The sequence below is a fragment of the Propioniciclava sp. genome (assembly GCF_047602245.1).
In the GTDB taxonomy this organism is placed as follows: domain Bacteria; phylum Actinomycetota; class Actinomycetes; order Propionibacteriales; family Propionibacteriaceae; genus Propioniciclava.
Genome location: NZ_JASGHT010000001.1, coordinates 916,676 through 938,743 on the forward strand (window position 1 = coordinate 916,676; position 22,068 = coordinate 938,743).

General features: G+C 70.7%; 22 protein-coding genes. 13 read left to right on the forward strand and 9 right to left on the reverse strand.

From position 1 onward, the window contains the following. Nucleotides 1-97: 97 nt before the first annotated feature. The 12 genes from QM708_RS04550 to QM708_RS04605 all read left to right on the forward strand — a co-directional run bounded on the left by QM708_RS04550 (nucleotide 98) and on the right by QM708_RS04605 (nucleotide 11,217). The gene (locus QM708_RS04550; protein ID WP_415104816.1) at nucleotides 98-889 is read left to right on the forward strand and encodes a hypothetical protein; all 792 of its coding nucleotides are present in this window, start codon (nucleotides 98-100) and stop codon (nucleotides 887-889) included. Beyond that, complete coding sequence (cpaB, locus tag QM708_RS04555) at nucleotides 886-1,614, forward strand: Flp pilus assembly protein CpaB (protein ID WP_415104818.1); 729 nt, start codon at nucleotides 886-888, stop codon at nucleotides 1,612-1,614. The genes QM708_RS04550 and cpaB overlap by 4 nt, the downstream gene beginning before the upstream one ends. Next, nucleotides 1,611-3,185, forward strand: a complete 1,575-nt coding sequence (locus QM708_RS04560; RefSeq protein WP_415104820.1) for an AAA family ATPase — start codon at nucleotides 1,611-1,613, stop codon at nucleotides 3,183-3,185. Before cpaB ends, QM708_RS04560 begins: the two co-directional genes overlap by 4 nt. Next, nucleotides 3,182-3,535, forward strand: a complete 354-nt coding sequence (locus tag QM708_RS04565; protein ID WP_415104822.1) for a TadE/TadG family type IV pilus assembly protein — start codon at nucleotides 3,182-3,184, stop codon at nucleotides 3,533-3,535. Before QM708_RS04560 ends, QM708_RS04565 begins: the two co-directional genes overlap by 4 nt. Continuing rightward, nucleotides 3,532-4,854, forward strand: coding sequence for a CpaF family protein (locus tag QM708_RS04570; RefSeq protein WP_415104824.1), 1,323 nt, complete (start codon nucleotides 3,532-3,534; stop codon nucleotides 4,852-4,854). Before QM708_RS04565 ends, QM708_RS04570 begins: the two co-directional genes overlap by 4 nt. Beyond that, nucleotides 4,851-5,780 (forward strand): type II secretion system F family protein, encoded by a 930-nt coding sequence (locus QM708_RS04575; RefSeq protein WP_415104826.1) that lies wholly within the window; start codon nucleotides 4,851-4,853, stop codon nucleotides 5,778-5,780. Before QM708_RS04570 ends, QM708_RS04575 begins: the two co-directional genes overlap by 4 nt. Then, nucleotides 5,777-6,688 carry a type II secretion system F family protein gene (locus QM708_RS04580; protein ID WP_415104828.1) on the forward strand — a complete coding sequence of 304 codons (912 nt, stop codon included), beginning with the start codon at nucleotides 5,777-5,779 and terminating at the stop codon, nucleotides 6,686-6,688. The genes QM708_RS04575 and QM708_RS04580 overlap by 4 nt, the downstream gene beginning before the upstream one ends. Next, nucleotides 6,681-7,862, forward strand: coding sequence for a sensor histidine kinase (locus QM708_RS04585; RefSeq protein WP_415104830.1), 1,182 nt, complete (start codon nucleotides 6,681-6,683; stop codon nucleotides 7,860-7,862). The genes QM708_RS04580 and QM708_RS04585 overlap by 8 nt, the downstream gene beginning before the upstream one ends. After that, on the forward strand, nucleotides 7,846-8,499 hold the full coding sequence (locus tag QM708_RS04590; RefSeq protein ID WP_415104832.1) for a response regulator: 654 nt from the start codon (nucleotides 7,846-7,848) through the stop codon (nucleotides 8,497-8,499). The genes QM708_RS04585 and QM708_RS04590 overlap by 17 nt, the downstream gene beginning before the upstream one ends. Nucleotides 8,500-8,628: 129 nt before the next feature. Next, entirely contained in the window at nucleotides 8,629-8,856 is a 228-nt protein-coding gene (locus tag QM708_RS04595) for a hypothetical protein (RefSeq protein WP_415104834.1), read from the forward strand. 111 nt (nucleotides 8,857-8,967) lie between these two features. Next, on the forward strand, nucleotides 8,968-9,609 hold the full coding sequence (locus QM708_RS04600; protein WP_415104836.1) for a pilus assembly protein TadG-related protein: 642 nt from the start codon (nucleotides 8,968-8,970) through the stop codon (nucleotides 9,607-9,609). A gap of 72 nt (nucleotides 9,610-9,681) precedes the next feature. Next, nucleotides 9,682-11,217 (forward strand): OmpA family protein, encoded by a 1,536-nt coding sequence (locus tag QM708_RS04605; protein WP_415104838.1) that lies wholly within the window; start codon nucleotides 9,682-9,684, stop codon nucleotides 11,215-11,217. 19 nt (nucleotides 11,218-11,236) lie between these two features. On the opposite strand, the gene QM708_RS04610 is transcribed toward QM708_RS04605, so the two are convergent. Together QM708_RS04610 and QM708_RS04615 are read right to left on the reverse strand one after the other, a co-directional pair. Next, a complete protein-coding gene (locus QM708_RS04610; RefSeq protein ID WP_415104840.1) occupies nucleotides 11,237-11,824 on the reverse strand; it encodes a hypothetical protein in 588 nt (195 codons plus the stop codon). Nucleotides 11,825-11,887: 63 nt separating this feature from the next. Continuing rightward, entirely contained in the window at nucleotides 11,888-13,093 is a 1,206-nt protein-coding gene (locus QM708_RS04615) for a hypothetical protein (protein WP_415104842.1), read from the reverse strand. A gap of 161 nt (nucleotides 13,094-13,254) precedes the next feature. Between QM708_RS04615 and QM708_RS04620 the strand changes: the two genes are divergently transcribed. After that, nucleotides 13,255-13,671 carry a hypothetical protein gene (locus QM708_RS04620; RefSeq protein ID WP_415104844.1) on the forward strand — a complete coding sequence of 139 codons (417 nt, stop codon included), beginning with the start codon at nucleotides 13,255-13,257 and terminating at the stop codon, nucleotides 13,669-13,671. Here QM708_RS04620 and QM708_RS04625 read toward each other — a convergent pair. Genes QM708_RS04625 through nuoK form a run of 7 tightly spaced genes read right to left on the reverse strand, consistent with a single transcriptional unit; the run spans nucleotide 13,668 to nucleotide 22,068 of the window. Continuing rightward, nucleotides 13,668-14,246, reverse strand: coding sequence for a hypothetical protein (locus QM708_RS04625; protein ID WP_415104846.1), 579 nt, complete (start codon nucleotides 14,244-14,246; stop codon nucleotides 13,668-13,670). The two genes, QM708_RS04620 and QM708_RS04625, sit on opposite strands and share 4 nt — an antisense overlap. Nucleotides 14,247-14,301: 55 nt before the next feature. Continuing rightward, complete coding sequence (locus QM708_RS04630) at nucleotides 14,302-15,726, reverse strand: amidase (protein ID WP_415104848.1); 1,425 nt, start codon at nucleotides 15,724-15,726, stop codon at nucleotides 14,302-14,304. A gap of 42 nt (nucleotides 15,727-15,768) precedes the next feature. Beyond that, the gene (locus QM708_RS04635; protein WP_415104850.1) at nucleotides 15,769-16,755 is read right to left on the reverse strand and encodes a polyprenyl synthetase family protein; all 987 of its coding nucleotides are present in this window, start codon (nucleotides 16,753-16,755) and stop codon (nucleotides 15,769-15,771) included. Next, nucleotides 16,752-18,326 carry an NADH-quinone oxidoreductase subunit NuoN gene (gene nuoN, locus QM708_RS04640; protein WP_415104852.1) on the reverse strand — a complete coding sequence of 525 codons (1,575 nt, stop codon included), beginning with the start codon at nucleotides 18,324-18,326 and terminating at the stop codon, nucleotides 16,752-16,754. The genes QM708_RS04635 and nuoN overlap by 4 nt, the downstream gene beginning before the upstream one ends. Then, the gene (locus QM708_RS04645) at nucleotides 18,326-19,834 is read right to left on the reverse strand and encodes an NADH-quinone oxidoreductase subunit M (protein ID WP_415104854.1); all 1,509 of its coding nucleotides are present in this window, start codon (nucleotides 19,832-19,834) and stop codon (nucleotides 18,326-18,328) included. The genes nuoN and QM708_RS04645 overlap by 1 nt, the downstream gene beginning before the upstream one ends. Nucleotides 19,835-19,847: 13 nt before the next feature. After that, nucleotides 19,848-21,713 carry an NADH-quinone oxidoreductase subunit L gene (gene nuoL, locus QM708_RS04650; RefSeq protein WP_415111271.1) on the reverse strand — a complete coding sequence of 622 codons (1,866 nt, stop codon included), beginning with the start codon at nucleotides 21,711-21,713 and terminating at the stop codon, nucleotides 19,848-19,850. Nucleotides 21,714-21,768: 55 nt separating this feature from the next. Then, nucleotides 21,769-22,068 (reverse strand): NADH-quinone oxidoreductase subunit NuoK, encoded by a 300-nt coding sequence (gene nuoK, locus QM708_RS04655; protein WP_415111274.1) that lies wholly within the window; start codon nucleotides 22,066-22,068, stop codon nucleotides 21,769-21,771.

A 22,068-nucleotide genomic window follows, 5' to 3' on the forward strand; every position in this document is an offset into this window, starting at 1 on the left:
AGCGCTCAAGCTCGCACCCACGCGGATTTGAACGCCCTCCGGCCCCGCGTCGCGATCCCGCTACCGTGGCCCCCACTCAACGACAGGAGTCGCAGCCATGAGAATGGCCGTTGCCTGGGTTGATCCCGGCCTCGCCCCTCAGCACCTCGCGCCGTGGCCCGACGGGTCCGACGGCGCGACGCTCGTCGTGGGCCCGCACGCCGGGCCCGAGATGGTCGCCTGGCTCGACGAGCGGCAGATCGGCGCTGTCCTCCTGGTGGGCCGCACGACCAGCAAGCGCCCGCTGCACTACGTGGCGAACGTGATCACCGGCGCCCGCCGCAACATGCTCGTGGCCACCCGGACCGTGCCGTGCAGCGCGCTGGCGGCGCTCGCGCACGCCTCGCGGGTCGTCGGACTCGACACCGACCCGAGCTCCCGCATCGCCGCCTTCGACACCCTCGCCGCACGCGACTGGTCCGGGGCCTGGCTGAAGTCGGTGGTGTCGATGAGCGGCCCGAACCCGGGTTTCGGTCAGTATGTGCGTTCGATGTTCCCCGGCGGCCCACGCTTCGTCGCGGTGCTCGGCCCCGAACCGGGCATTCACAAGGCCGCCGTTGCGATCGCGGACGCCCCGGCGTCTGGTCGTCTGCTGGTCGGGCCGGGCGCCGAGGAGACGGTCGTGCACGCGCTGCGTGCGACGTTCCCCGGCCTGGAGCTCCAGGAGCGTCCGGGGCCGCCCATCCGGGACGCCTACGGCAGCGCGGGCGTCGAGTTCGTCGTCGACGACGGCGCCCCCGTGCCGCTGCCCGGGCCTGCCGCGGTCGCGTGCCGGGTGTGCCGCCAGCCCCTTCATCAGAGCGCTTGCCCGTTCTGCCATGTCGTCACCGCAAGGAGTGTTCACGAGTGAATCCACGCCAACGCCGAGGTCTGCTGTTCATGGCGGTGGCCCTCCTGATCGCTCTCGGCACCTTCTTCGCGGTGTCGACGTTCGTCGCTGACGTCAACAGCCAGGTGGGCCAGCGGGTGACCGTCTACCGCGCCAAGACCCCGATCGACCCGTACACGCCGCTGTCGGCCGACAACATCGAGCCCGTCGAGGTGCCGCGCCGGTGGGCTTCGGAGTCCTCGATCGTGAGCCTCAGCGAACTCACCGGACGCCGGGTCGGCTTCCGCCTGAACGCCGGCAGCACGATCAACTCCGACATGTTGATCCCCAACTCGTCGCTGTCGTCGACCGAGCGCGAGCTGGCGATCAACGTCAATCCCGTCACGGGCGTCGCCGGCCGCGTGCGGCCCGGCGACCGCGTGGATGTCTACGCGGTGTTCAGCGAAGTCCCCGGCCTGCCGAAGCAGGTGCGGATCCTGCAGCGCAATGTGCGCGTGGTCTCGATCGCGGGCCAGCAGACGGTGACCCAGCAGAACGCCCAAGGCGTCCGCGAGGATCAGGTGATCCCGGTGACGCTGGCCCTCGAACCGGAGGCGGCGCTGTCGGTGAGCTACGCCGCGGCGTTCGCGCAGGAGGTCCGGCTGGTAGCGCTGCCGTCCGACGTCGGCGTCAACCGCACCGACGAGATCGACGTGTTCGATGCGAGCCACCTGGGTGGCGAGGCGATTCCGGAGGGTAACCGATGAGCACCAAAGTCGTGATCGGCATGGCCAACGAGAACCTGGTCTCCGATCTCAGGTCGCTGCTGGACGAGCTGCCGGACGTGGAGGTGTCCGCGGTCGCGGCCGACACCGGCCGGCTGGCCGAGTACGTGACCCGGCTGGAGCCCGACCTGGTGCTGCTGCACGACGAGCTCGGCCCCGAGCCGGCCACGGCGGTGATCCGCGACCTCACCATCCGGCACCCCGCCTCCGCGATCATCCAGGTCTCGCCCGAACGCTCCAGCAGCACCGTCATCCGGGCGCTCGAGGCGGGCGCCCGCGGCGTGGTGGCGTTCCCCTTCGCCTTCGAGGACTTCTCCTCCCGCGTCCAGGACGCCCTGGACTGGTCCCGGCAGATGCACAGCATCCTCGAGGGCGCGGCCGCCGCGGCCCAGCGCGAGCGGGGCACCGTCCTCACCTTCGTCGGCGCCAAGGGCGGCGTGGGCGTCACCACGATGGCGCTCCACCTGGCCATCGACCACCACGCCAACCATCCCCGGTCGCGCGTCTGCGTGGTCGACCTGGACATCGAGAAGGGCGACGTGAGCGCGCTCCTCGACGTTCGCCAGTCGGTCTCGGTCGCCGACCTGGCGAAGGTCTACCACGACCTGTCGGCCACCACCGTCAGCGATGCCGTCATCGAGCACGAGAGCGGGATCCACGTGCTGCTGGCCCCGATCGACGTGCGCCAGTCGGAGGCGGTCACCCCCGAGGCCCTGCGCGCCATCGTGGCGCTGCTCCGGCGCGACTTCGACCTGATCATCCTGGACGCCGGCGGTTACGTGTCACCGGCGCAGGGCGCCGCCATCGAGCTCTCCGACGACACGGTCGTGGTGACCACCCCCGACGTGCTCACCCTGCGGGCGATGCGCAAGCGGATCCTGGCCTGGGAGGCCCTCGGCGTCCGGCACGAGGCCGAACTGCGGGTGCTGGTCAACAAGGTGGACCGCTCGTCGATCTTCCCCGCCGATGCGGTGCCCAAGCTGACCACGGCCGCCGTCCTCGGCAGCCACATCCCGCTCCTCACCCGCGTGCTGGAGCCGGCCGTCAACGAACGCGACCCTCAAGCGGTGGCCGACACCAACTGGTGGAAGCTGATGGCGCGCGTGCGCACCGAACTCGCCACGATCGGCGCCCAGCCGACGGCACGGCGGGCGATCGCACCGCTCAGCGACCCCGAGCCGGCCGAACCCGGCAAGCGCCGCCGGTTCTCGCTGCGCCGCAGCAAGGAAGCCGGTGCCATCACCTTGGAGAACGTCGCGGTGATCCCGATGGCGCTCGGCATCGCCGTGGTGATGTGGCAGGTGGCCGTCCTCGGCCTGGGCGCGCTCTGGCTCGGGCAGGCCTCGACCGAGGCGACCCGCAGCTACGCCATCTCGGGCAATATCACCCAGGCCACCCAGGCCGCACGCAGCACCATCCCGGAGCCCTTCTCCAGCGGCGTGGCCGTCTCGGGCGGCTCGGGCACCGTCCGCGTCACGCTCCACCTGCCGCCCGGGATGTCCCTGCTGCCCAGCATCAGTTCCACCCACACCGTGGTCCAGGAGCCGTCATGAGCAAGCACCGCACCCTCCGCGAACGCGGAACCGCCGCCTTGGAGTTCGTCGCCGGGGCCCCCATCCTGATGCTGGTCGGCGCGATCGCCCTGCAGTTCGGCCTGGTCGGCTGGACCGCGCTCTCCACCCACGACGCCGCCCGCGCCGCCGCCCGGGCCGCATCCTTGGGCCACAGCCCGCAGGCCGCCGCGGCCGGTGCGCTCCCCGGCGGCCTGTCTCCGGTGTCGGTGACCGGCTCACGCGTCGGCGACGGGTACTCCTACACGGTGACGGTGTCGGTGCCCTCGATCGTGCCCATCTTCAACCTCGGCCATGTCAGCCGCACCGTTGACATGCCCGCGTACCGATGAGCGCCCGCAGCTACGCGTCCTTCGTCGGCGCGAGTCCGGGCGACACCGGCCCCCAGGCGGAGGACGACGGCCTGATCATGACCTTCCGGCGGATGCTGCTGGAAGAAGTCGACCTCAACGAGTTGAGCAAGCTCGACGCGAATCAGCGGCGCGCGCGCCTGGAGCGCGTCATCGCCCACCTGGTGTCGCGCGAGGGCGTCATCCTCTCGACGTCGGCGCGCAACCGGCTGATCCGCCGCGTGGTGGACGAGGCGGTCGGGCTCGGCGTCCTGGAACCGATCCTCGCCGACGCCTCGGTCAGCGAGATCATGATCAACGGCTACCGGACGATCTACGTCGAGCGCGCCGGCGTCCTCGAACGCTGGCCGGGCGCCTTCACCAGCGAAGAGCAACTGATGCAGACGATCGACCGGATCGTCTCGACGGTGAACCGCCGCGTCGACGAGTCCAGCCCGATGGCGGACGCCCGCCTGCCGGCCGACTCGCGGATGCCGCGCGGAGCCCGCGTCAACGTGGTGCTGCCTCCGCTGGCACTCGATGGCCCGACGGTGACGATCCGGCTCTTCCCGCAGGCGATCTCGCTGGAGCGGCTGATCGAATGGGGCAGCGTCACCGAGCCGATGGCACGCTTGCTCCGCATCTGCGTGCAGTCCCGGTTCAGCATCGTGGTGTCGGGCGGCACCGGCTCGGGCAAGACGACGATGCTCAATGCGCTGTCGTCGTTCATCGATCCCTCCGAGCGCATCGTGACGGTCGAGGACGCCGCCGAGCTGAGCCTCAACCAGCCGCACACCGTGCGCCTGGAGACGCGCCCGCCCAATGCGGAGGGCCGCGGACAGGTGACCATCCGCGACCTGGTCCGGAACTCGCTGCGGATGCGCCCGGACCGGATCGTCGTCGGCGAGTGCCGCGGCGGGGAGGCGCTCGACATGCTGCAGGCGATGAACACCGGCCACGAGGGCTCGCTCACCACGGTGCACGCGAACAGCGCCGAGGACGCCCTGAGCCGGCTGGAGACGCTGGCGACGATGTCGGACGTACAGATCCCGTTCCAGGCCGTGCGCGACCAGGTGAACTCCGCCATCGACCTGATCGTGCAACTGGGGCGCAGCTCCGACGGACGCCGCCGGGTCACCGAGGTGGCCTACGTCGCCTCGCGCCGGCACGAGCCATTCCGCCTGGAGCCCGTGCTGGAGTGGAACGGCTCCCATCGCAACCGTGACGGCCGCTTCGTGCACCACCCCCTTCCCGAAGGGCTGCGGCGACGGCTCTCCGCCGAGCACGACGACCTCGACGAGTGGTGGGGGCATCAGGCATGACGTTCGCCCCCCTCATCCCGGTGCTCGCCGCCGCCGTCGCGGTCACCCTCCTGCTCGGCATCCGCGAGCTGCTCCGCATCGCCCGCGACCGGCGCCGCTATGTGGCCGCCGCCGAATTGGAGAGCCAGGAGGAGCAGGTCACCTCCGCGCTCCGGGCGTGGGACGCGCGGTTCCGCAGGACCCGGCCCGGCCGCTGGTTCGCCGGCGAACTGGATCTCGCCGGCCTGTCCTTCCCGCCGCTGGTGGTGGCGCTCGTCACGCTCGCGGTCGGGGCCGGCATCACCTGGATGATCTGGAGGTTCCTGGCGCCCGCACTGGCCATCCTCGGCATGGTCGCGGGGTTCGTCCTGGTGCGGGCGTACCTGCACCGCGCCCAGCAGCGGCGGCAGGACGCGATCGTCGCGCAGATGCCGGAGCTGGCCCGCATCCTGGCCAACGCCTCCTACGCCGGGCTGTCGCTGCCCACCGCGCTGGCCGTCGCGAGCCGTGAACTGGCCGAACCCGCGCGGGGCGAGCTCGCCCGGATCGCCGACCGGCTCCGGTTCGGGGCACCGCTGGAGTCCGCGCTGCAGGAATTCCGGCAGCGCGTCCGCTCGCGCGAGGCCGGCGTGCTGATCGCCACGCTCATCGTGTCCTCCCGCAGCGGCGGTTCGCTGGTCACCGCACTGCGCGACATCGCCCGCAGCCTGGAGCAGCGCAAGGAGACCCGCCGCCAGATCAAGACGACGCTGAGCGGCCCGATGGCCACGGCCAACGCGATCCTGGTGATCGGCATCGCGCTGCTCTTCGTGCTGAACCTGATCCAGCCCGGGACGGTGCAGGCGATGACCCAATCACCGGCCGGCGTGCTGTCGCTCGCGGCGGCCGGGCTGTTGTTCTCGGTCGGCTACCTGGTGATCCGGGCGATGGCGAAGGTGGAGCCGTGATCAACCTGCTGATCGGCGCCATTCCCGGCCTGGTGGCCGCGCTGGCCGTATGGCTATTGGCGGTCGGCCTCCGGGGCTGGCGCTACAACCCCGTCGATGCCATCGACCCGGCCGAGCTGATCGACGCCAGCGTGCTGCGCTCCACCTCGCCCGGAACCAAACGCAATGTGTTCGCACGGCTGGGAACCCGGTTCGTGCCGCTGGTCCGGCGCGCGCTGCCCGCCACCGCACTGCGCCGCCTGCAGCGCCAGATCGACCTCGCCGGACGCCCGGACGGTGTCACCGTGGACGGCGTGCTGGCACAGCAGGCCGGCCTGCTGCTGGCCGCGCTCCCGCTGGCGCTGATCTACGCCCAAGCGGGCTTCGGGGCGCTGATCTTCGGGGTGGTGGCCCTCGCCGTCCTGTGGCCGCTGATCCGGTTGACCACGCTGGCACGCAAGCGCCGCGAGCAGATCGACCGCGACCTGCCCGACTTCCTCGACGTTCTCGCGGTCACGGTGAGCGCCGGCATCGGCTTCCGGTCCGCCATCGCGACCGTCGCCGAGCGGTTCGGCGGCCCGCTCGGCGAGGAGATCACCACCTCCCTGCACCAGATCGCCAACGGCGCCACGGTGCGCTCGGCGTTCAAGAACCTGCGCGACCGGTCCGGGTCGGAGGCCATGGAGGAGTTCGTCACCGCCTACCTGCAGGCCGAAGAGCTCGGTGCCCCGCTGGTGGAGGCGCTGAACCAGATCGCGGCGGACATGCGCCGCGCCGACGCGCAGCGCGCCCTGCAGCGCGCGAACGGGGTCACCCCGCGGATCACCCTGGTCACCACCATCGTGATGGTGCCCGCCACCCTCATCCTGATCGTCGCCGGCCTCATCCTCGGCTCCGGGGTCGACTTCGGAGCGCTGTTCGGTGGCTAGGAAGGGATCCGCAGACGTCGCGGTCGAGGTGACCCGGGTCGCGCTGGTGCTCCGGCTCACCTCGCTGCTGCTGGTGCTCACCTCGCTGGGGCAGGTGAGCGTGCCCGCCCTGCTCGGCCAGATCGCGATCGGCGTGATCGCGCTGTGGCTGCTGCTGTCGCGCCGGGGCGACTCGCTGGTCAGCCGCCACCCCTGGCTGGTGATGGCCGACACGCTGCTGCTCGCCGGCGTGGCGGTGCTGTCCGGCGGCAACAGCCCGTTCGTCCTCACCTTCATGACCACCGCCATCCTCGTCGGCGTCTGGGCGCCGCCGCTGATCGGTTTCGCGACCATCGTGGTCACCATCGTCCTCTACCTCATGCTGTGGACCGAGAACTGGGGCATCGCCGGGATTTCGGCGATGGCGATCCCGTTCTGCTACCTCGTGCTGTGGTGGCTCGGCTTCGCCGTCCAGGAGTCCTCGCGAGCCGAATCCCGCGCCCGCGCCGCGCTGCAGCGGGCCGTCAGCGTCGCCGCTGCCAGCGAGGAGCGCGACCGGCTGGCCCGCGACCTGCACGACACCCTGGCCAAGTCGCTGCAAGGCCTGCACATGATGGCGGTCGCCCTGCCCACGCTGGTGGCCCGCGACCAGCAGGCCAGCACCGCGCACGCGCTCGAGATCCGCGACCTGAGCGCGCACGCCATCGGCGAGGCCCGCGCGCTGATGACGCACCTGCGCCGCCAGCCCGCAGGCGACTCGCTTCCCGACATGCTGCAGCAGTTGTGCGTCAGCTGGGAGGAGAGCACCGGCACCTCGATCGTCACCGAGATCGATGAGAGCATCGAGGTGACCGACGAACTCGTCCGCTACGAATTGCTGATGGCGGTCTCCGAGGCGCTCGAGAACGCCCGCCGGCATGCCGGCGCCCGCTTGGTCCGGGTCAGCCTCGACGGCACCAGCGACGACGTGAGGGTGACCGTCGCCGACGACGGGGTGGGTGTCAGCGATGAGCGCCTCCTCGAGGCCGAACGCGACGGCCACTACGGGCGTCGCGGCATGGAAGAGCGCCTGGCCAAGGTGGGCGGCACCGCCGCCCTGGTCAGCACGCCCGGGCGTGGCACCACCGTCACGCTCTCCGCGCCCCGGCGCGGTCTGATCGAGGTTGAGGGGGTTTGGAATGCCCAACAGGCTTAGGACTCTGATCGTCGACGACAGCGCCGTGATGCGCCGCGGCATTCGCACGTTGCTGGAGTTGGACGACGGCATCGAGGTGGTCGGAGAGGCGGGCGACGGGGACGCCGCCTTGGCGATGGCGGCGCAGACCTCGCCCGACATCGTGCTGCTCGACGTCCGGATGCCGCGGCGCGACGGTCTGTCGATCGTCGCCGAACTGACCCGGACGGCGCGCGTGCTGATGCTCACCTTCTCCGACGAGTCGCACGTGGTCCGCGAAGCCATGGCCGCCGGCGCCACCGGCTACCTGGTGCACGGCACGTTCGACGCCGACTCCCTGGCGGCCACGGTGCGGAGTTCTGCGTCCGGAATGGCGGCACTCAGCGGTCCGGCGCTGACGGCGATGATGGCCGGCGACCAGCCTGCTGCTGGCCCACGGCCGGGCAAGGCGTCCGCATGGGGACTCAGCGTCCGGCAGGCCGAGGTGATGGACCTCATCTCGCAGGGCCGGTCCAACCGGGAGATCGCCCGCGAGCTCTTCCTCACCGAGAAGACCGTCAAGAACCACATCAACCAGATCTTCATGAAGCTGTCCGCCAGCAACCGCGGACAGGCGATCGCGACCTGGCTGGGCACCGGTCCGGGCACCCAGCCCTAGCGAGCGGGGGCCCCGGGTTGGGCCCTACCTGGGCCCGTCGGCCCTCGGAGGACACCCCGCGCGGACCGTAGATTTCTTCTTGTCAACGAGATGGGCAACCCGCCCCACCCAGACCCAAAGGAGACACCAATGTCGGACCTGATTCTTGCTTCCGCGGTCAAGGCTGAGATCGCCCTCAACGAGCTGCAGGCCAAGCTGGCCGAGCGCCGTGAGCGCGGCGCGGACATCCTCGAGTACGTGGGCATGGTCCTGCTGGCCGCCGTCATCATCGGCGGCGTCTTCGGCATCGCCGGGGACCTCGACCTCGCCGAGAAGTTCTCGACGGCGGCCAACAAGATCCTCGGCATCGGCGGCTGAGGATAGTCCATCCGCTGAACGACCAGCAGTTGTTCTCCTGAGAAGCGTGTGGCACCATCGCCGGTGCCACACGCTTCTCAGGATCACAGGGAGACGGGAAGAGACGATCGAATGGGCCGAGACACCGGCAAAGAAGCGGGCATCGCCACCACCGCGATCATCATCATGGCCAGCGTGCTACTGCTGGCGCTCGGCTTCTGGTACACCCAGCGGGTGGCCAAGATGGAGGATCAGGCGGGGGCGCTCCAGACCGCTGCGGACGCCGCGGCGCTCGCCGGCGCCCAGATGATCGTCGCCGACTCGCCCACCCTGCTGCGCCGGCTCGTCAACGGGTACGGCCTGCCTGCCGGAGGCGAGGGCCAGTCCGCGGCCAGCACCTTCGCCGCCCGCAACGGCGCTTCCCTGGTCCACTACCACTACGCGGCGTCCACCGGACGGCTCGAGGTCCGCGTCCGCAGTTCGGCTCGACTCGAGTCCGGCCGTCGTGAGGAAGCCTCCGCCACCGCCCGCGTCGGCCTCCGGCTCGGCGCCTGTTCACTGCCGGACAAGCCCAAACCCAAGCCCACGCCCGCCCCGACGCCCCACCCGGACGAGCCGCCCGCGCCGCCGGTTCCCCCGCCGGATTACTCAGGGAACGCGTCCTGCGGCGAGTTCACCGTGCCCGTCAAGGTCGACGGCGAGGACCAGCAGGTGACGGTGCAGATGAGCGACGCGCAGATCAAGTCTCACTTCGCCCCGGCGCTGGCCCGCTGACCCGAAGGGGCGCGCCATCCCCCGCTGTAGGATGGAGGACGGCTCGTCCCGCCCCAGAGAGGATCCCCGCTCGTGAAGCTCCGTCTGGCCGCCGTCGCGTCCCTGGCCTCGCTGTCCCTGGTGGCGTGCGTGCCCACGAACGGCGACCACACCCCCTCCCCGACCGTGCCCGCCCCGTCCACGCCCACCGGGGCCGCCGAGGCGGCGACCGCGCTGGTTCGCGCCGGCGCGCGCGAGGCGACGCCGGTGGCCAGCGCCCCGATCACCGCCGAGGGCGAACTCCAAGGCGGCACCTTCCATGTGTATTCGGTGCGCGCCACCGGCACCTCCACCCGCCTCGACTACGTGATCACCCACCCGAGTGCCAAGACCGCCAGCGGCATCCTGGACGACCGCGTGCGCTCACCGTGGCTCCCGACGCTGAAGGCCGGCGAGGTCACCTACTCGATGACGCAGTACCAGATGGCGTCCGGCGTCTGGGCGCCGGTCGCGGCCAACCAGTACGAACTGCGCCCCGACCCCTCCCCGCTGTTCGGCAGCTACGGGCCGCTGCCCGCGACCGTGACTGAGGTCGAGGTGGCGACGCCGCTGATCGACGCGCCGCTGACGATCCCGGTCGACCGGGTCGCCGAGACGCCCCCGTCCGGCAGTGCGGACGTGCCGGTCCTGGGCCGCGCCGTCTACCGCGACCAGTTCGACGCCGGGCACGCCGATCCGCTCATCCTCAGCCTGCACGGCGTCCGCCGCCTCGACAACGCCACCGCCCTCTACTATTCGGCGGTCTTCCCCGAGGGCGTCACCCCGGTGCGCCTCACCTGGTGGGGCGGCGGCAGCAACGTCCTCAACCAGCGCTTCGCGGGCAGCTTTCCGTTCACCAAGAACTTCGGCCTGCTCGACCGCGCCGCGATGAAGGGCTACAGCCAGCTCGGCCCGACCACCTTCGACTACGGCTGCACCTACGACGCACTGGGCCCGGCGGTCGCCGGGGACCAGCTCGCCCATCTGTGCTGGGCGCTGCTGCCGGCGCTGGATCCGGCCACCCAACAGGTCGATGTCGTCCTAGGCGGTAAGGCGCTGCTGCAGGACGTCCCGGTCAGTTCCGGCGCGATGACCCCGGTCTCCACCGAGGAGGCGCCCGCGCTCGGGACCGGCTGGCCCGAGATCCCCGCCGACCGCCTGGCGAAGGTGACCGCCGACCTCGCGACACTGTCGACCGGCGACCTGCGCAACGTGGCCAAGGAGGGGGCGATCACCTCCTCCGGCGAACAGCTCGACCTCGACTCCACCGTCCTGTTCGACTACAACCAGGCCACCCTCACCCCCGGCGCTCAGGCCGTCCTCACCGCGACGGCGGAGAAGATCAAGGCCGCCGGCAGGTCCGGAACGGTCAGCGTGACCGGGCACACCGACTCCGACGGCTCGGACTTGGCCAATCTCGACCTGTCCAAGCGCCGCGCCCGGGCCGTCGCCGACGCTCTGGCACCGCTGCTGGGATCGGGCTACACGTTCACCGTCGACGGCAAGGGCGAGGCTGAGCCTGCCATGCCCAACGAGACCGAGACGGGCAAGGCGGCCAACCGCCGGGTCACCGTCCTCCCGCCCCAGTAAACAACCTCCGACGGCGGCCTCAGGCCTTCGCGCGGAACGTCTCGATGGCAGCCAGGATGCCGCTCTCCTCGAAGTCATCGACCGGTGCTGCCCCCACCACCGTGACGAGCAGGGACGGGTTGACCTCGATCATCAGCTGGCGGTAGCGAAGCTCGGGGGCCTGGGGCCCGCCCGCCTTCTGCCGCCAATCCAGGATGATCGCGCGCTCGGCGTCCGGCCAGGCCACCTCACTACGGGTGATGCCGGTACCGCCGCGGGAGCGTAGCCCGACCTCGGTCACCTTCGACTGCTCGATCACCCCTGATCGCGGCTGCTTCTCCACGACGATCCCCAGCAGCATCCGCTCGTTCGCCGCGGCCTTGTACACCTTCTGCATCGGCGAGTTGCCGACCGGTGCCTCAGCCCAGCCGGAAGGAATGCTCAGGGTGAAGTGGTCCCCGGCGACTTGCTGAAAGCCGCCCGGTGCCGCCGCGGTCGGCGACGGCAGCACCTGGGTGGGACGGATCTCCTCCAGGCGGTCGGGCAGGCGTTCGCCGCCCGGTGCACAGGCGGTCACACCAAGACCGACCGCCGTGACGAGTCCGAGGCAGACCATACGTCGCTTCATCATTCCTCCATCATGCCGCGCCAGCGGCGGGTCGCAGTACGGCCGGCGCCGGGCCGGACGGCGTCACTTCGGGAAGCACTGAGCCCAACGCGTCCAGTCGTTGCCGTCCCAGTACTCCGCCTGGGTCGGGCGGTTGCTGATCCCCTCGGCGGTCAGCTCGACACCGACCTCCGCCAGGAACCGTCCGCCCACGACCAGCGCGCCGTCCCAGCCCTCTTCGGCGTAGGTGACCCGGTTGACCTGGCCTTCCTTCATCGCCAGATCCTGGAAATCACCGAAGTAGAACGGATCCCACATCAGGCGGGTGGCGGCGTCCTGCTGCGACTGGTTCGTGATCGGCAGGTGGTAGGAGGTGATGGTGTTGTCGTTCGCGCCGTCGCCGGTGTAGTTCAGCGTGATGCCGGTGCGGTTGCCCTGGGGATCGAAGGTCTCGACGGTGTACATCTCGCCGGTTCCCCCGAGCTGGCCGGACTTCGGGCCCACGTTGCCCGACACCTGGGCGGTGCCCTGGATCTTGGTGACCACCTCGGTGCTCCCGTCCGCGTACTGCGTGTAGCCCAGGATCGAGCCCGCGCCCAGTTCGCCGTCCGCGCCGAACATCGCATAGGTGGTCAGGTGCGCGCTGGCGTCAGCGGTGAGGCCGCCGTAGTAGGTGACCGCGGCCGGTGTGGGCGGTGCCTGCATCCCCAGCATCGAGGCGATCCCGTCGCTGACCCAGCCCAGCGGGTTGCCGCTGCCGAGGACGAGGTCGCGCGAGTGCTGGTAGATCGCCCACTCCTGAATGGCCTCGGCCTCCTGCGCCGAGGACGCCGTGTAGACCTGGGAGGTGCTGCCCTCCAGGTGGGCCTGTGCGCTGGCGCTGGCGTCGTGCCCATAGCTCGACCCGTTCCACTCCACGCGCGCGTCCCACCCGATGCCCGTCTCGGCACCGAGCTTGCCTCCGCTGAGCACGGTCACCCGATAGGTGCCATCGCTGAGCTGCTCGGTGACCACCGACACGTCCCGGCCCACGCTGACCCCGACGGCCACGTTGAGCGAGCCGCCCCAGCCGCTTTGGGAGATCACGCAGGGCTCGGTCGGCAGGTGTGAGTCGGTCTCGGTCCCGCCGGCGCACTCCATTCCGAGGATCGCGCAGACTCCCTCGCGGAATCGATCGCCGAGCTGCGTCTGCGCGCCGCTGAGGAAGACGCCCCCGATCAAGACCGCCGCCAATGCGACGATGCCGACGCTTTCGAGCGTGGCCACGCCTCGATCGGGCCGTCGTCGCATGGGGTCCTCCTGGCTCGGGGTGGTGACCATGCCATTCTCGCCTGGCGCCCTCACCCGATGCATGAGGCGACAGGCCCAACCGGGCTGGGCCCCCAGGCCCTGCGCGGCGGCGCCTCCGAGCGCCTACCCTGGTCGTACTACCCCATCGGAAGGAGCCCACCATGCCCACCGTCCCCGGGACGGCCACCGCGCCGGGGCCAGGTCGGCTGGTCCTGCTGGCGCTGGCGAGCGCCGCCGGCGTATTCCTCGTCTCGTTCCTCGCCGCCACGGTGGGAGTCATCCAGGGCTTGGTCGGCGTGGCCGTGCTGCTCCGCGGCACCGCCGGGTCGTTGATGATCGTGCTGATCGCCTCCCAGCATGCCGCACGGTGGCGTCCGGCCTCGCTGCCGCCCTACGCGGCCGTCGGGCTGGTCTCGTACCTGATCAACCCGTTGTCCTGGTCGGGCCGGGCCTTGTTCGGCCAGGTCACCGGGAATCCGTTCGCGGCTTTCGCGCTGGACGCGGTGTGGTGGGTCGGCCTGTTCGTCGGCGCGGTCTGGCTGCGGACGCGAATGTCCCGGTCCGCGCCGTCGCGCTAAGCCTGCCGTCGGCCCGGATCCCGGGCCACCCGGCGGCGCATCGCGAACCCGATCAGTGTCATGAGCACCGACACCACGGTTCCGACGGCGAGCATGACCGCCAGCACCCCATGCATGGTGCTCTTGTCGGCGATGACGCGCAGTTCCCCGAGCCCCGCCCCGGTGCAGGTCACCGAGTCGCCGCTGTCCAGGAACCTGATCGTGGCCACCGGCTGCCAGCTGACGCCGTCGAGCGAGAAGGCCGGCTTCGTGACCGGTTCGGGACCGAAGCGGTACGGCGTACCGTCCGCGCCGCGGGCCGTGCAGGTCACCGCGCGCGGTTCCACGGGTGTGCTGGAGGCGATGAGCAGGTCGGCGCCACGGTTGTCGCTCCTGTTCCAGACCACCACGAGCGGGGTGCCCGCCGCGCCTTCGGCGACCGTGTCGCGGGACGCGAACACGGCGACGAAAGGCATGATCACCGCGCCGATCAGGAACAGCACGGCGCCCACCGCGAACATCGGCGCGTAGACGGGAAGCGCGGCGACGGGCCCGTAACGCTGCACGTACGGGTGGTCGCGGTACCAGGACGCCATAACGCCCACGCTACGCGATCGGCGAGAATGCCCGCCTCCTGCCCGTGGTCCGGACTCAGCCGACCGGCCGCACCAGGGGCCACGGGTGAGCCGCCTCCAGCTGGGCTGCCAGCGAGATCAGCACCTCGTCGTGGCCGAGGACGCCGGTGAGCATCACGCCGAGAGGTAGCTCGACACCGTCGATGAGCGCGCGCACCAGCGGCAGGCTGACCGAGGGGCGTCCGGTCAGGTTCGCGATCGACGTCCACGGGGTGTAGTCGATCTGTGCGGCGAAGTCGGCAGCCGGGTCGGCGTCGTCGCGCAACTCGCCCACGCGCGCCGGCGGACGGGCCAGGGTCGGGGTGAGCACGACGTCCAGGCCCGCCCAGTTCCAGGCCACCTCGTGTTCCAGCAGCTGGATGGCCGCGATCGCGCGGGCGTAATCGGCACCCGATACGGCACGCCCGCGGGCACGCAGCCAGGCCGTCATCGGCGTGAGCGCCGCCTCGGCCTGCTCCGGCAGCGGCAGGGACGCCGCTCCGGTCGTCCATACCGCGTCGAAGGCGGCCCAGCGCTGGGCGGGGAAGGCACGCGGGGCGTCGACGATCTCGTGGCCCAACTCGGCGAGCCAGCCCGCGACCTGCTCGACCGCCGCGACGCACGCCGGATGCACGATCGCGGTGTCCGAGATCACCGGCACCGTCGTGACACCGATCCGGAGCCGTCCCGGGTCACGGCCGACCGCAGCGCTCAATCCCGCCCGAACACCGGACGCCGCACCGTCCGGCCCCGCGGGGACACCACCCGCCATCACCGCGAGTCCCAACGCGGTGTCGGCGACCGTCCGCGACACCACGCCGTCGCAGGCCAGTCCCGGGCCGGGCGCGCGGAACGGCAGCGCCGAGACCAGGCCGCGGGAGGGTTTGAGGCCGACGATGCCGCAGGAGGACGCCGGGATCCGGATGCTGCCGCCGCCGTCGGAGGCGTGCGCGATCGGGACCACTCCGGCGGCCACCGCCGCGGCTGCCCCGCCCGAGGAGCCTCCGGCGCCGCGGTGGCGGTCCCACGGGGTGACCGTCGGGGGCCGCCCGGCGGGTTCGGTGTAGCAGGGGAAGCCGAACTCGGGCGTCGCGGTCTTGCCGAGGGTCAGCGCGCCGGCGGCGATCAGCCGCGCCGCGACCGGGTCGGTGCGCTGGCCCACGTTGCCGGCCAGCGCACGGCTGCCGGCCTGATAGGGCAGCCCGTCGACCTCGGCGAGGTCTTTGATCGGGCAGGGAACCCCGGCCAACGGGCCGAGTTCCTCGCCGCGGGCGCGGGCGGCGTCCACGGCCGCTGCCTGCGCCAAGGCCCGCTCGGGGGTCAGCGCGGCGAAGGCGGCGATCACCGGTTCGGACGCCTCCGCGGCGTCCAGCGCCGTCTGGGCGACCTCCACCGCGCTCCATTCGCCGGACCTGACCCGGCACGCCACCTCAGCGGCGCTCGCGTGTGCATCGACACTCATGCCGGCCACCGTAGTTCACCGCGCGGCGGAAACCTGGAATGGTCAGCGCGAGCGGTTGGCCACCTGGTCGCAGAGCGCCTCGAGCCCCGCGCGCGCCGGCCCCTGGGGCAGCACGGCCAGGTGGGCCTTGGCGAGGTCGGCGCGCCGCGCCACCTCGGCGCGGGCGGCGTCCATCACCGGGTGGGCGCGTAGCAGCGCCAGCGCCTCGGCCACCTCGTCCTCATCGGTCAGCGGGCGGGAGGTCAGATCCAGCAGGCGCGCGTCGCAGGCCTCCGCGTTCCGGCGCAGCATGAGCACCGGAAGGGTGGCCACGCCTTCGCGCAGGTCGGTGCCGGGCCTCTTGCCTGAGGAATCGGAGTCGATGTCGAGCAGGTCGTCCGACAGCTGGAAGACCGCGCCGACCTCCTCGCCGTAAGCGGCGAGCGCATCCAGTACCTCGGGCGAGGAACCGCAGACCATGCCGCCGAACCGGGCCGAGGCCGCGATCAGCGATCCGGTCTTGTCGGCGATCACGCCGAGGTAGTGCTCCAGCGGGTCGTCGCCCGGCTGCGCGCCGCGGGTCTCGGCGATCTGGCCCTGGACCAGGCGGGCGAAGGTCTCGGCCTGCAGGTAGACGTACTCGGTGCCCAGCGTGGCCACCGTCGAGGAGGCGCGCGCGAACAGGAAATCACCGACCATGATCGCGACGGTGTTGTCCCACCGGCTGTTCGCCGACGGGACGCCGCGGCGCACCTGCGCCTCGTCCATCACGTCGTCGTGGTACAGGCTCGCCACGTGGGTGAGTTCCATCACCACCGCCGCGCGGTCGATCGCCGAGGCGTCCGCACCTTCGTGCAACTGCGAGGCGAGCACCACCAGCAACGGCCGGAACCGCTTGCCGCCGGCGTTGAGCAGGTGCTGCGCCGCGTCGGTCACGAAGGCCGTCTGGGCCGCCGCCGTGTCCTGCAGCAACGCCTCGATCGCGTCGAGGCGGCCACGCACGGCCGTCTCGAACGCGTGGTCGACGGCGTCCAGGGAAAGGTCGGTCACCGCAGGAAGCCGCCCGCCATCGACGCCCACTGCATCACCTGATCGGGGAGCAGGCCCATCCACACCGTCGCTGCGGCGCCGATCGCGACCGGAACCCAGGTCCAGCCACTGGCCCGGCCCACGAAGGTGCCCGGGGCCGATTCGGTCGCGAACATCACCGCGATGACACGCAGGTACAGGTAGGCCGCCACGATGCTCACGATAACGGCGACCACGACGAGCCACCAATAGCCACCGCGCCAGGCGGCGGTGAACACGGCCCACTTGCCGATGAAGCCGCCGGTGAGCGGGATGCCCGCGAAGCTCAGCATGAACAGCGCGAACAGGCCGGCCACCCACGGGCTCTTGCGGCCCAGGCCCGCCCAGCCCGCCAGCCCGTTCTCTTCGCCGGCCGCATTGCGGACCATGGTGACGATCGCGAACGCGCCGATCGTCGCGAAGCCGTAGGCGACCAGGTAGAACATGATGGACGCCGCCGAGGTGGCCTGGCCGGCCTGCACCAGCTGGCTGGCGCCGACGACGGCGGTCAGGATGAAGCCGGCGTGCGCGATCGAGCTGTAGGCGAGCAGGCGCTTGATGTCGGATTGGGTCAGCGCACCGACGACGCCGATCACCATGGTGAGCACGGCCAGCACGGCGAACAGCGGCTGCCAGGTCCAGCGTTCACCGTCGAGGGCGACGTAGAACACGCGCATGGCGGCGCCCACGGCCGCCAGCTTGGTAGCGATCGCCATGAAGCCGGTGACCGGGGTCGGGGCGCCCATGTACACGTCGGGCGTCCAGCTGTGGAAGGGCACCACGCCGACCTTGAACAGCAGGCCGACCGCGAGCAGCCCCAGCCCGATGAAGACCAGGCCGCGCGTCGTGGTGGCGCCGGCGGTCGCGTCGTGGATCGCCGACAGGTCCAGCGATCCGGTCACCACGAACAGCATCGCGGCACCGAACAGGAAGAAGGCCGAACTGAACGCGCCGAGCAGGAAGTACTTCAGCGCGGCTTCCTGGCTGAGCAGGCGGCGGCGGCGCGCCATCCCGGAGAGCAGGTACAGCGGCAGCGAGAAGACCTCCAGGGCCACGAACATGACCAGCAGATCGGACGAGGCCAGGAACACCATCATGCCGGTGAGGGCGAACAGCACCAGCGGGTAGACCTCGGTGTGCTCGTTGCGGGCGGCGGACGCCTCGGCCTCATCGCGCGAGCCGGGCACCGATGCGGCCGAGGCGGCGAACGCGGACGCCCCGCCGTTGAGGCTGCGCTCGGAGAACACCATCAGCGCCAGCGAGCCGAACACCAGCAGCGCGGCCCACATGAAGTAGGTGGGGCCGTCCAGCATCAGCGAGCCCATCGCGACGTTGCCGCCGTGCAGGGTGCGCACGTTCAGCACCAGGAACGCGAGCGCGAACACCACACTGACCGCGGCCAGCACGATCTGCGCGGTGAAGCGGTAGGCGCGCGGCAACACGGCCTCCACCAGGATGCCCAGGCAGGCGGCGCCGAACAGCAGCAGCACCGGCGCCAGTGCGCGCCACTCCAGGACGGGGGCGGCCATCTCCAGCAGCATCGGGTAGGTCATCACTTGGCTCCCTTCACGACCGGCTCCAGGTCGGACACGCCGACGTGGGTCAGGATCGCTTGTGCGGTGGGCTCAACGAGCTGCACGGCCGGTGCGGGCACGAAACCGAGGAACAGCAGCACCCCGAGGATCGGGATCATGATCGCCCGTTCCAGGCCGGTCAGGTCGCGCCCGGTGAAGTGCGTGGCCGTGGCGTCGGTGACCGGTCCGGTCATCGTGCGCTGGTACATCCGCAGCACGTAGACGGCGGCGAGCACGACGCCGATCATCGCCACACCCGTGACGACCGGGTAGCGGCTCCAGGTGCCCGAGATCACCATGAACTCGCTGACGAAGGTGGACAGACCGGGCAGCGACAGCGCCGACAGGCCCGAGACGAGCAGCAGGCCCGCGGCCATCGGGGCGACCTTCTGGACGCCGCCGAAGGCGTCGATGTCGTAGCTGCCGCGCCGCTTGGCGAGGAAGCCGACGACCAGGAACATCGCCGCGGTCGAGAAGCCGTGGTTGAGCATGTAGAACATCGATCCGGCCAGCGAGCTGGTGGTGAACGCGTAGATGCCGAGCACCATGAAGCCGAAGTGGCTCACCGAGGTGTAGGCGACCAGGCGCATCAGGTTGCGGCTGCCGATGGCGCCGAAGGCGCCCCACAGGATCGAGAGCACCGCGAACCACACCATGAACGGCGTCACCCACACCGAGGCCTCGGGGAACAGCCCCAGGCAGAAGCGGATCATGCCGAAGGTGCCGATCTTGTCGAGGACGCCGACCAGCAGCGTCGCCGTGCCGGGCGTGGAGTGCTCGGCGGCGTCCGGCAGCCAGGTGTGCAGCGGGACCATCGGCGCCTTGATGATGAAGGCGATCAGGAAGCCCACCATCATCCAGCGGCCGAGTTCGCCCTCGATGCCCAGCGCGGCGAGGTCGGCGACCAGGTAGGACGGGGTGCCCTGGGCGGCGCTCACTGCGAACAGCCCCACCACCGAGGCGAGCATGATCAGGCCGCCGGCCAGGCTGAACAGCAGGAACTTCACCGCGGCGTAGCGCCGGCGCTCGCCGCCGAAGCCGACGATGAGGAAGTAGGTCGGGATCAGCGTGGCCTCGAAGAAGAGGTAGAACAGCAAGACGTCGCCCGCCATGAAGACGAACAGCGACAGGCCCTCCAGCACGAGCACGAGCGCGAAGAACGCCTGCGCGCTCCAGCGGCAGGCCGGCGGGTTCCACTCGGCGAGCAGCACCACCGGGGTGAGCACGACGGTCATCAGCACCATGGCCAGGCCCATGCCGTCCACGTCGAGCGCCCACCAGGCGCCGAACGCGCGGATCCAGGGCACCTGCACCGCCAGGTCGGCGCCCGTGCTGGCCAGGCCGGCGACGGCAAGGCCGATGCCGAGCGTCAGCAGCGAGGCGCCGAAGCCGAGCACACGTGCGGCGCCCTTGCCCATCGGCAGCAGCAGGAGCAGGCCGCCGACCAGCGGCACCAGCCCGAGGATGGTCAACCAGGGGAAAGTCATCTCAACTCCTCCCTCAACCCAGCTGGCTGAGGATTGCAACGACACCCACGAGCAGCACGCCGCCCAGCATGGTGAGCGCATAGCTGCGGACGTAGCCGGTTTCCAGGCGGCGAACCTGCGTGGACAGGCCGGCGAACGCGTCGGCCGACGAATCGGCGGCCCGGTCGATGCCGCGGGCGTCCGTGGTATCGACCGCGGCGGCGACCGCGGCGGCGGGGCCCACGAACACGGCCTGGTTGATCTGGTCGCCGAACAACACCTTGCGGCCCGCGATCGTGATCGGGTTGCGGGTGGCCGGTGCCGTCACCGGGATGGAGCCGCGGCCAAATGCCAGGTAGGCGACGGCCACGCCGAGCGCGACGACCGCCATGGTGGCCCAGCCCACCGGCGTCGGGATCAGCGACACCTCATGGGCGTGGTTGCCGACGGCCGGCTCGAGCCAGCCCTGGATCCAGTTGTTCATCACCAGACCGGACGCGATCGACAAGATCGCCAGGATCACCAGCGGGACGGTCATCACCCGCGGCGACTCGTGCGGATGGACGCCGGGCTGCCAGCGCTTGGAGCCGAAGAAGGTCATGATCATCAGCCGCGTCATGTAGAACGCGGTGACACCGGCACCCAGCAGCGCGCATGCACCGATGACCGTGCTCTCGTGGAAGGCCGTCTCGATGATGTGGTCCTTGGAGAAGTAGCCGGCGAACAGCGGGAAGCCGATGATCGCCAGGTAGCCCATCGCGAAGGTGCCGAAGGTCCACTTCATCGCCGAGCTCAGCGCACCGTAGTGGCGCATGTTCACGTCGTCGTTCATGCCGTGCATGACCGAGCCGGCGCCCAGGAACATGTTGGCCTTGAAGAAGCCGTGCGTGAGCAGGTGGAAGATCGCGAACGCGTACCCGGCCGGGCCGATGCCCGCGGCGAGCATCATGTAGCCGATCTGGCTCATGGTGGAGCCGGCGAGCACCTTCTTGATGTCGTCCTGGCTGGTGCCGATCCAGGCGCCGGCCAGCAGGGTCACCGTGGCGACGACGACGACCGCGAGCTGCGCGGTGGCGGACGCCTCGAAGATCGCGTGGCTGCGGACAACCAGGTAGACGCCCGCGGTGACCATGGTGGCGGCGTGGATGAGCGCCGACACCGGGGTGGGGCCCTCCATGGCGTCCAGCAGCCAGGCCTGCAGCGGCACCTGCGCGGACTTGCCGCAGGCGGCCAGCAGCAGGAACACGCCGATCAGGGTCGCCCACAGCGGGTCCAGTCCGTGCGCGCCGGCATTGACCGAAGCGAACGACGAGCTGCCGAACATGGCCAGCATCGAGCCGATCGCGGCCAGCATGCCGAGGTCGCCGACGCGGTTCATCACGAACGCCTTGGTGCCGGCGGCGGCCGCGGACGGCTTGTGCTGCCAGAAGCTGATCAGCAGGAACGACGCCAGGCCGACGCCCTCCCAGCCGACGAACAGCACCAGGTAGTTGTTGGCCAGCACCAGCACCAGCATCGCGGCGATGAACAGGTTCAGGTAGGCGAAGAACCGGCGGCGGCGCGCGTCGTGCGCCATGTAGCCGATCGAGTAGATGTGGATCAGGCTGCCCACGCCGGTGATCAGCAGCGCGAAGAGGATGGAGAGCTGATCGACCAACAGGCCGACCTCGAAGGTCCACTCCCCCACGCTGAACCAGGTGTACAGCGGCACCTCGACCGCGCGGTGCGCGGCGTCGGTCGTCAGCTGGGAGCCGAACAGACACGCGGCGATCGCGAACGAGAACAGCACGGCCGCCGTCGCGAGCAGGTGACCCCAGGCGTCCGACAGCTTGCCGGCCAGCAGCAGGACACCCGCCACGACCGCCGGTACGGCGATCATCGTCCACGCCCACGTGAACATCCCGGTCGCGGCGACCGGTTCGGCGATGGTTTCGAGAAGAATCACGTCGCCCACCTCAGAGCTTGAGCAGGTTGGCGTCGTCGACCGAGGTCGAGCGGCGCGTCTTGTAGATCGACACGATGATGGCCAGGCCCACCACGACCTCGGCGGCGGCCACCACCATCACGAAGAAGGCCACCACCTGACCGTCCAGCACGCCGGTGATGTGCGAGCCGGCGACGAACGCCAGGTTGCAGGCGTTCAGCATCAACTCCACGCACATGAACGCGACCAGCGCATTGCGGCGGATCAGGACGCCCACGGCGCCGATGGCGAACAGCAGCGCCGCGAGGATGAGGTAGTTCTCGGGGTTCAT

Coding starts and splice junctions, on each gene's coding strand:
- QM708_RS04550 (WP_415104816.1), top strand. CDS start 98: ATGAGAATGGCCGTTGCCTGGGTTGATCCCGGCCTCGCCCCTCAGCAC.
- QM708_RS04560 (WP_415104820.1), top strand. CDS start 1,611: ATGAGCACCAAAGTCGTGATCGGCATGGCCAACGAGAACCTGGTCTCC.
- QM708_RS04565 (WP_415104822.1), top strand. CDS start 3,182: ATGAGCAAGCACCGCACCCTCCGCGAACGCGGAACCGCCGCCTTGGAG.
- QM708_RS04570 (WP_415104824.1), top strand. CDS start 3,532: ATGAGCGCCCGCAGCTACGCGTCCTTCGTCGGCGCGAGTCCGGGCGAC.
- QM708_RS04575 (WP_415104826.1), top strand. CDS start 4,851: ATGACGTTCGCCCCCCTCATCCCGGTGCTCGCCGCCGCCGTCGCGGTC.
- QM708_RS04590 (WP_415104832.1), top strand. CDS start 7,846: ATGCCCAACAGGCTTAGGACTCTGATCGTCGACGACAGCGCCGTGATG.
- QM708_RS04595 (WP_415104834.1), top strand. CDS start 8,629: ATGTCGGACCTGATTCTTGCTTCCGCGGTCAAGGCTGAGATCGCCCTC.
- QM708_RS04600 (WP_415104836.1), top strand. CDS start 8,968: ATGGGCCGAGACACCGGCAAAGAAGCGGGCATCGCCACCACCGCGATC.
- QM708_RS04610 (WP_415104840.1), bottom strand. CDS start 11,824: ATGAAGCGACGTATGGTCTGCCTCGGACTCGTCACGGCGGTCGGTCTT.
- QM708_RS04615 (WP_415104842.1), bottom strand. CDS start 13,093: ATGCGACGACGGCCCGATCGAGGCGTGGCCACGCTCGAAAGCGTCGGC.
- QM708_RS04620 (WP_415104844.1), top strand. CDS start 13,255: ATGCCCACCGTCCCCGGGACGGCCACCGCGCCGGGGCCAGGTCGGCTG.
- QM708_RS04625 (WP_415104846.1), bottom strand. CDS start 14,246: ATGGCGTCCTGGTACCGCGACCACCCGTACGTGCAGCGTTACGGGCCC.
- QM708_RS04630 (WP_415104848.1), bottom strand. CDS start 15,726: ATGAGTGTCGATGCACACGCGAGCGCCGCTGAGGTGGCGTGCCGGGTC.
- nuoN (WP_415104852.1), bottom strand. CDS start 18,326: ATGACCTACCCGATGCTGCTGGAGATGGCCGCCCCCGTCCTGGAGTGG.
- QM708_RS04645 (WP_415104854.1), bottom strand. CDS start 19,834: ATGACTTTCCCCTGGTTGACCATCCTCGGGCTGGTGCCGCTGGTCGGC.
- nuoL (WP_415111271.1), bottom strand. CDS start 21,713: ATGTTCACGTGGGCGTGGACGATGATCGCCGTACCGGCGGTCGTGGCG.
- nuoK (WP_415111274.1), bottom strand. CDS start 22,068: ATGAACCCCGAGAACTACCTCATCCTCGCGGCGCTGCTGTTCGCCATC.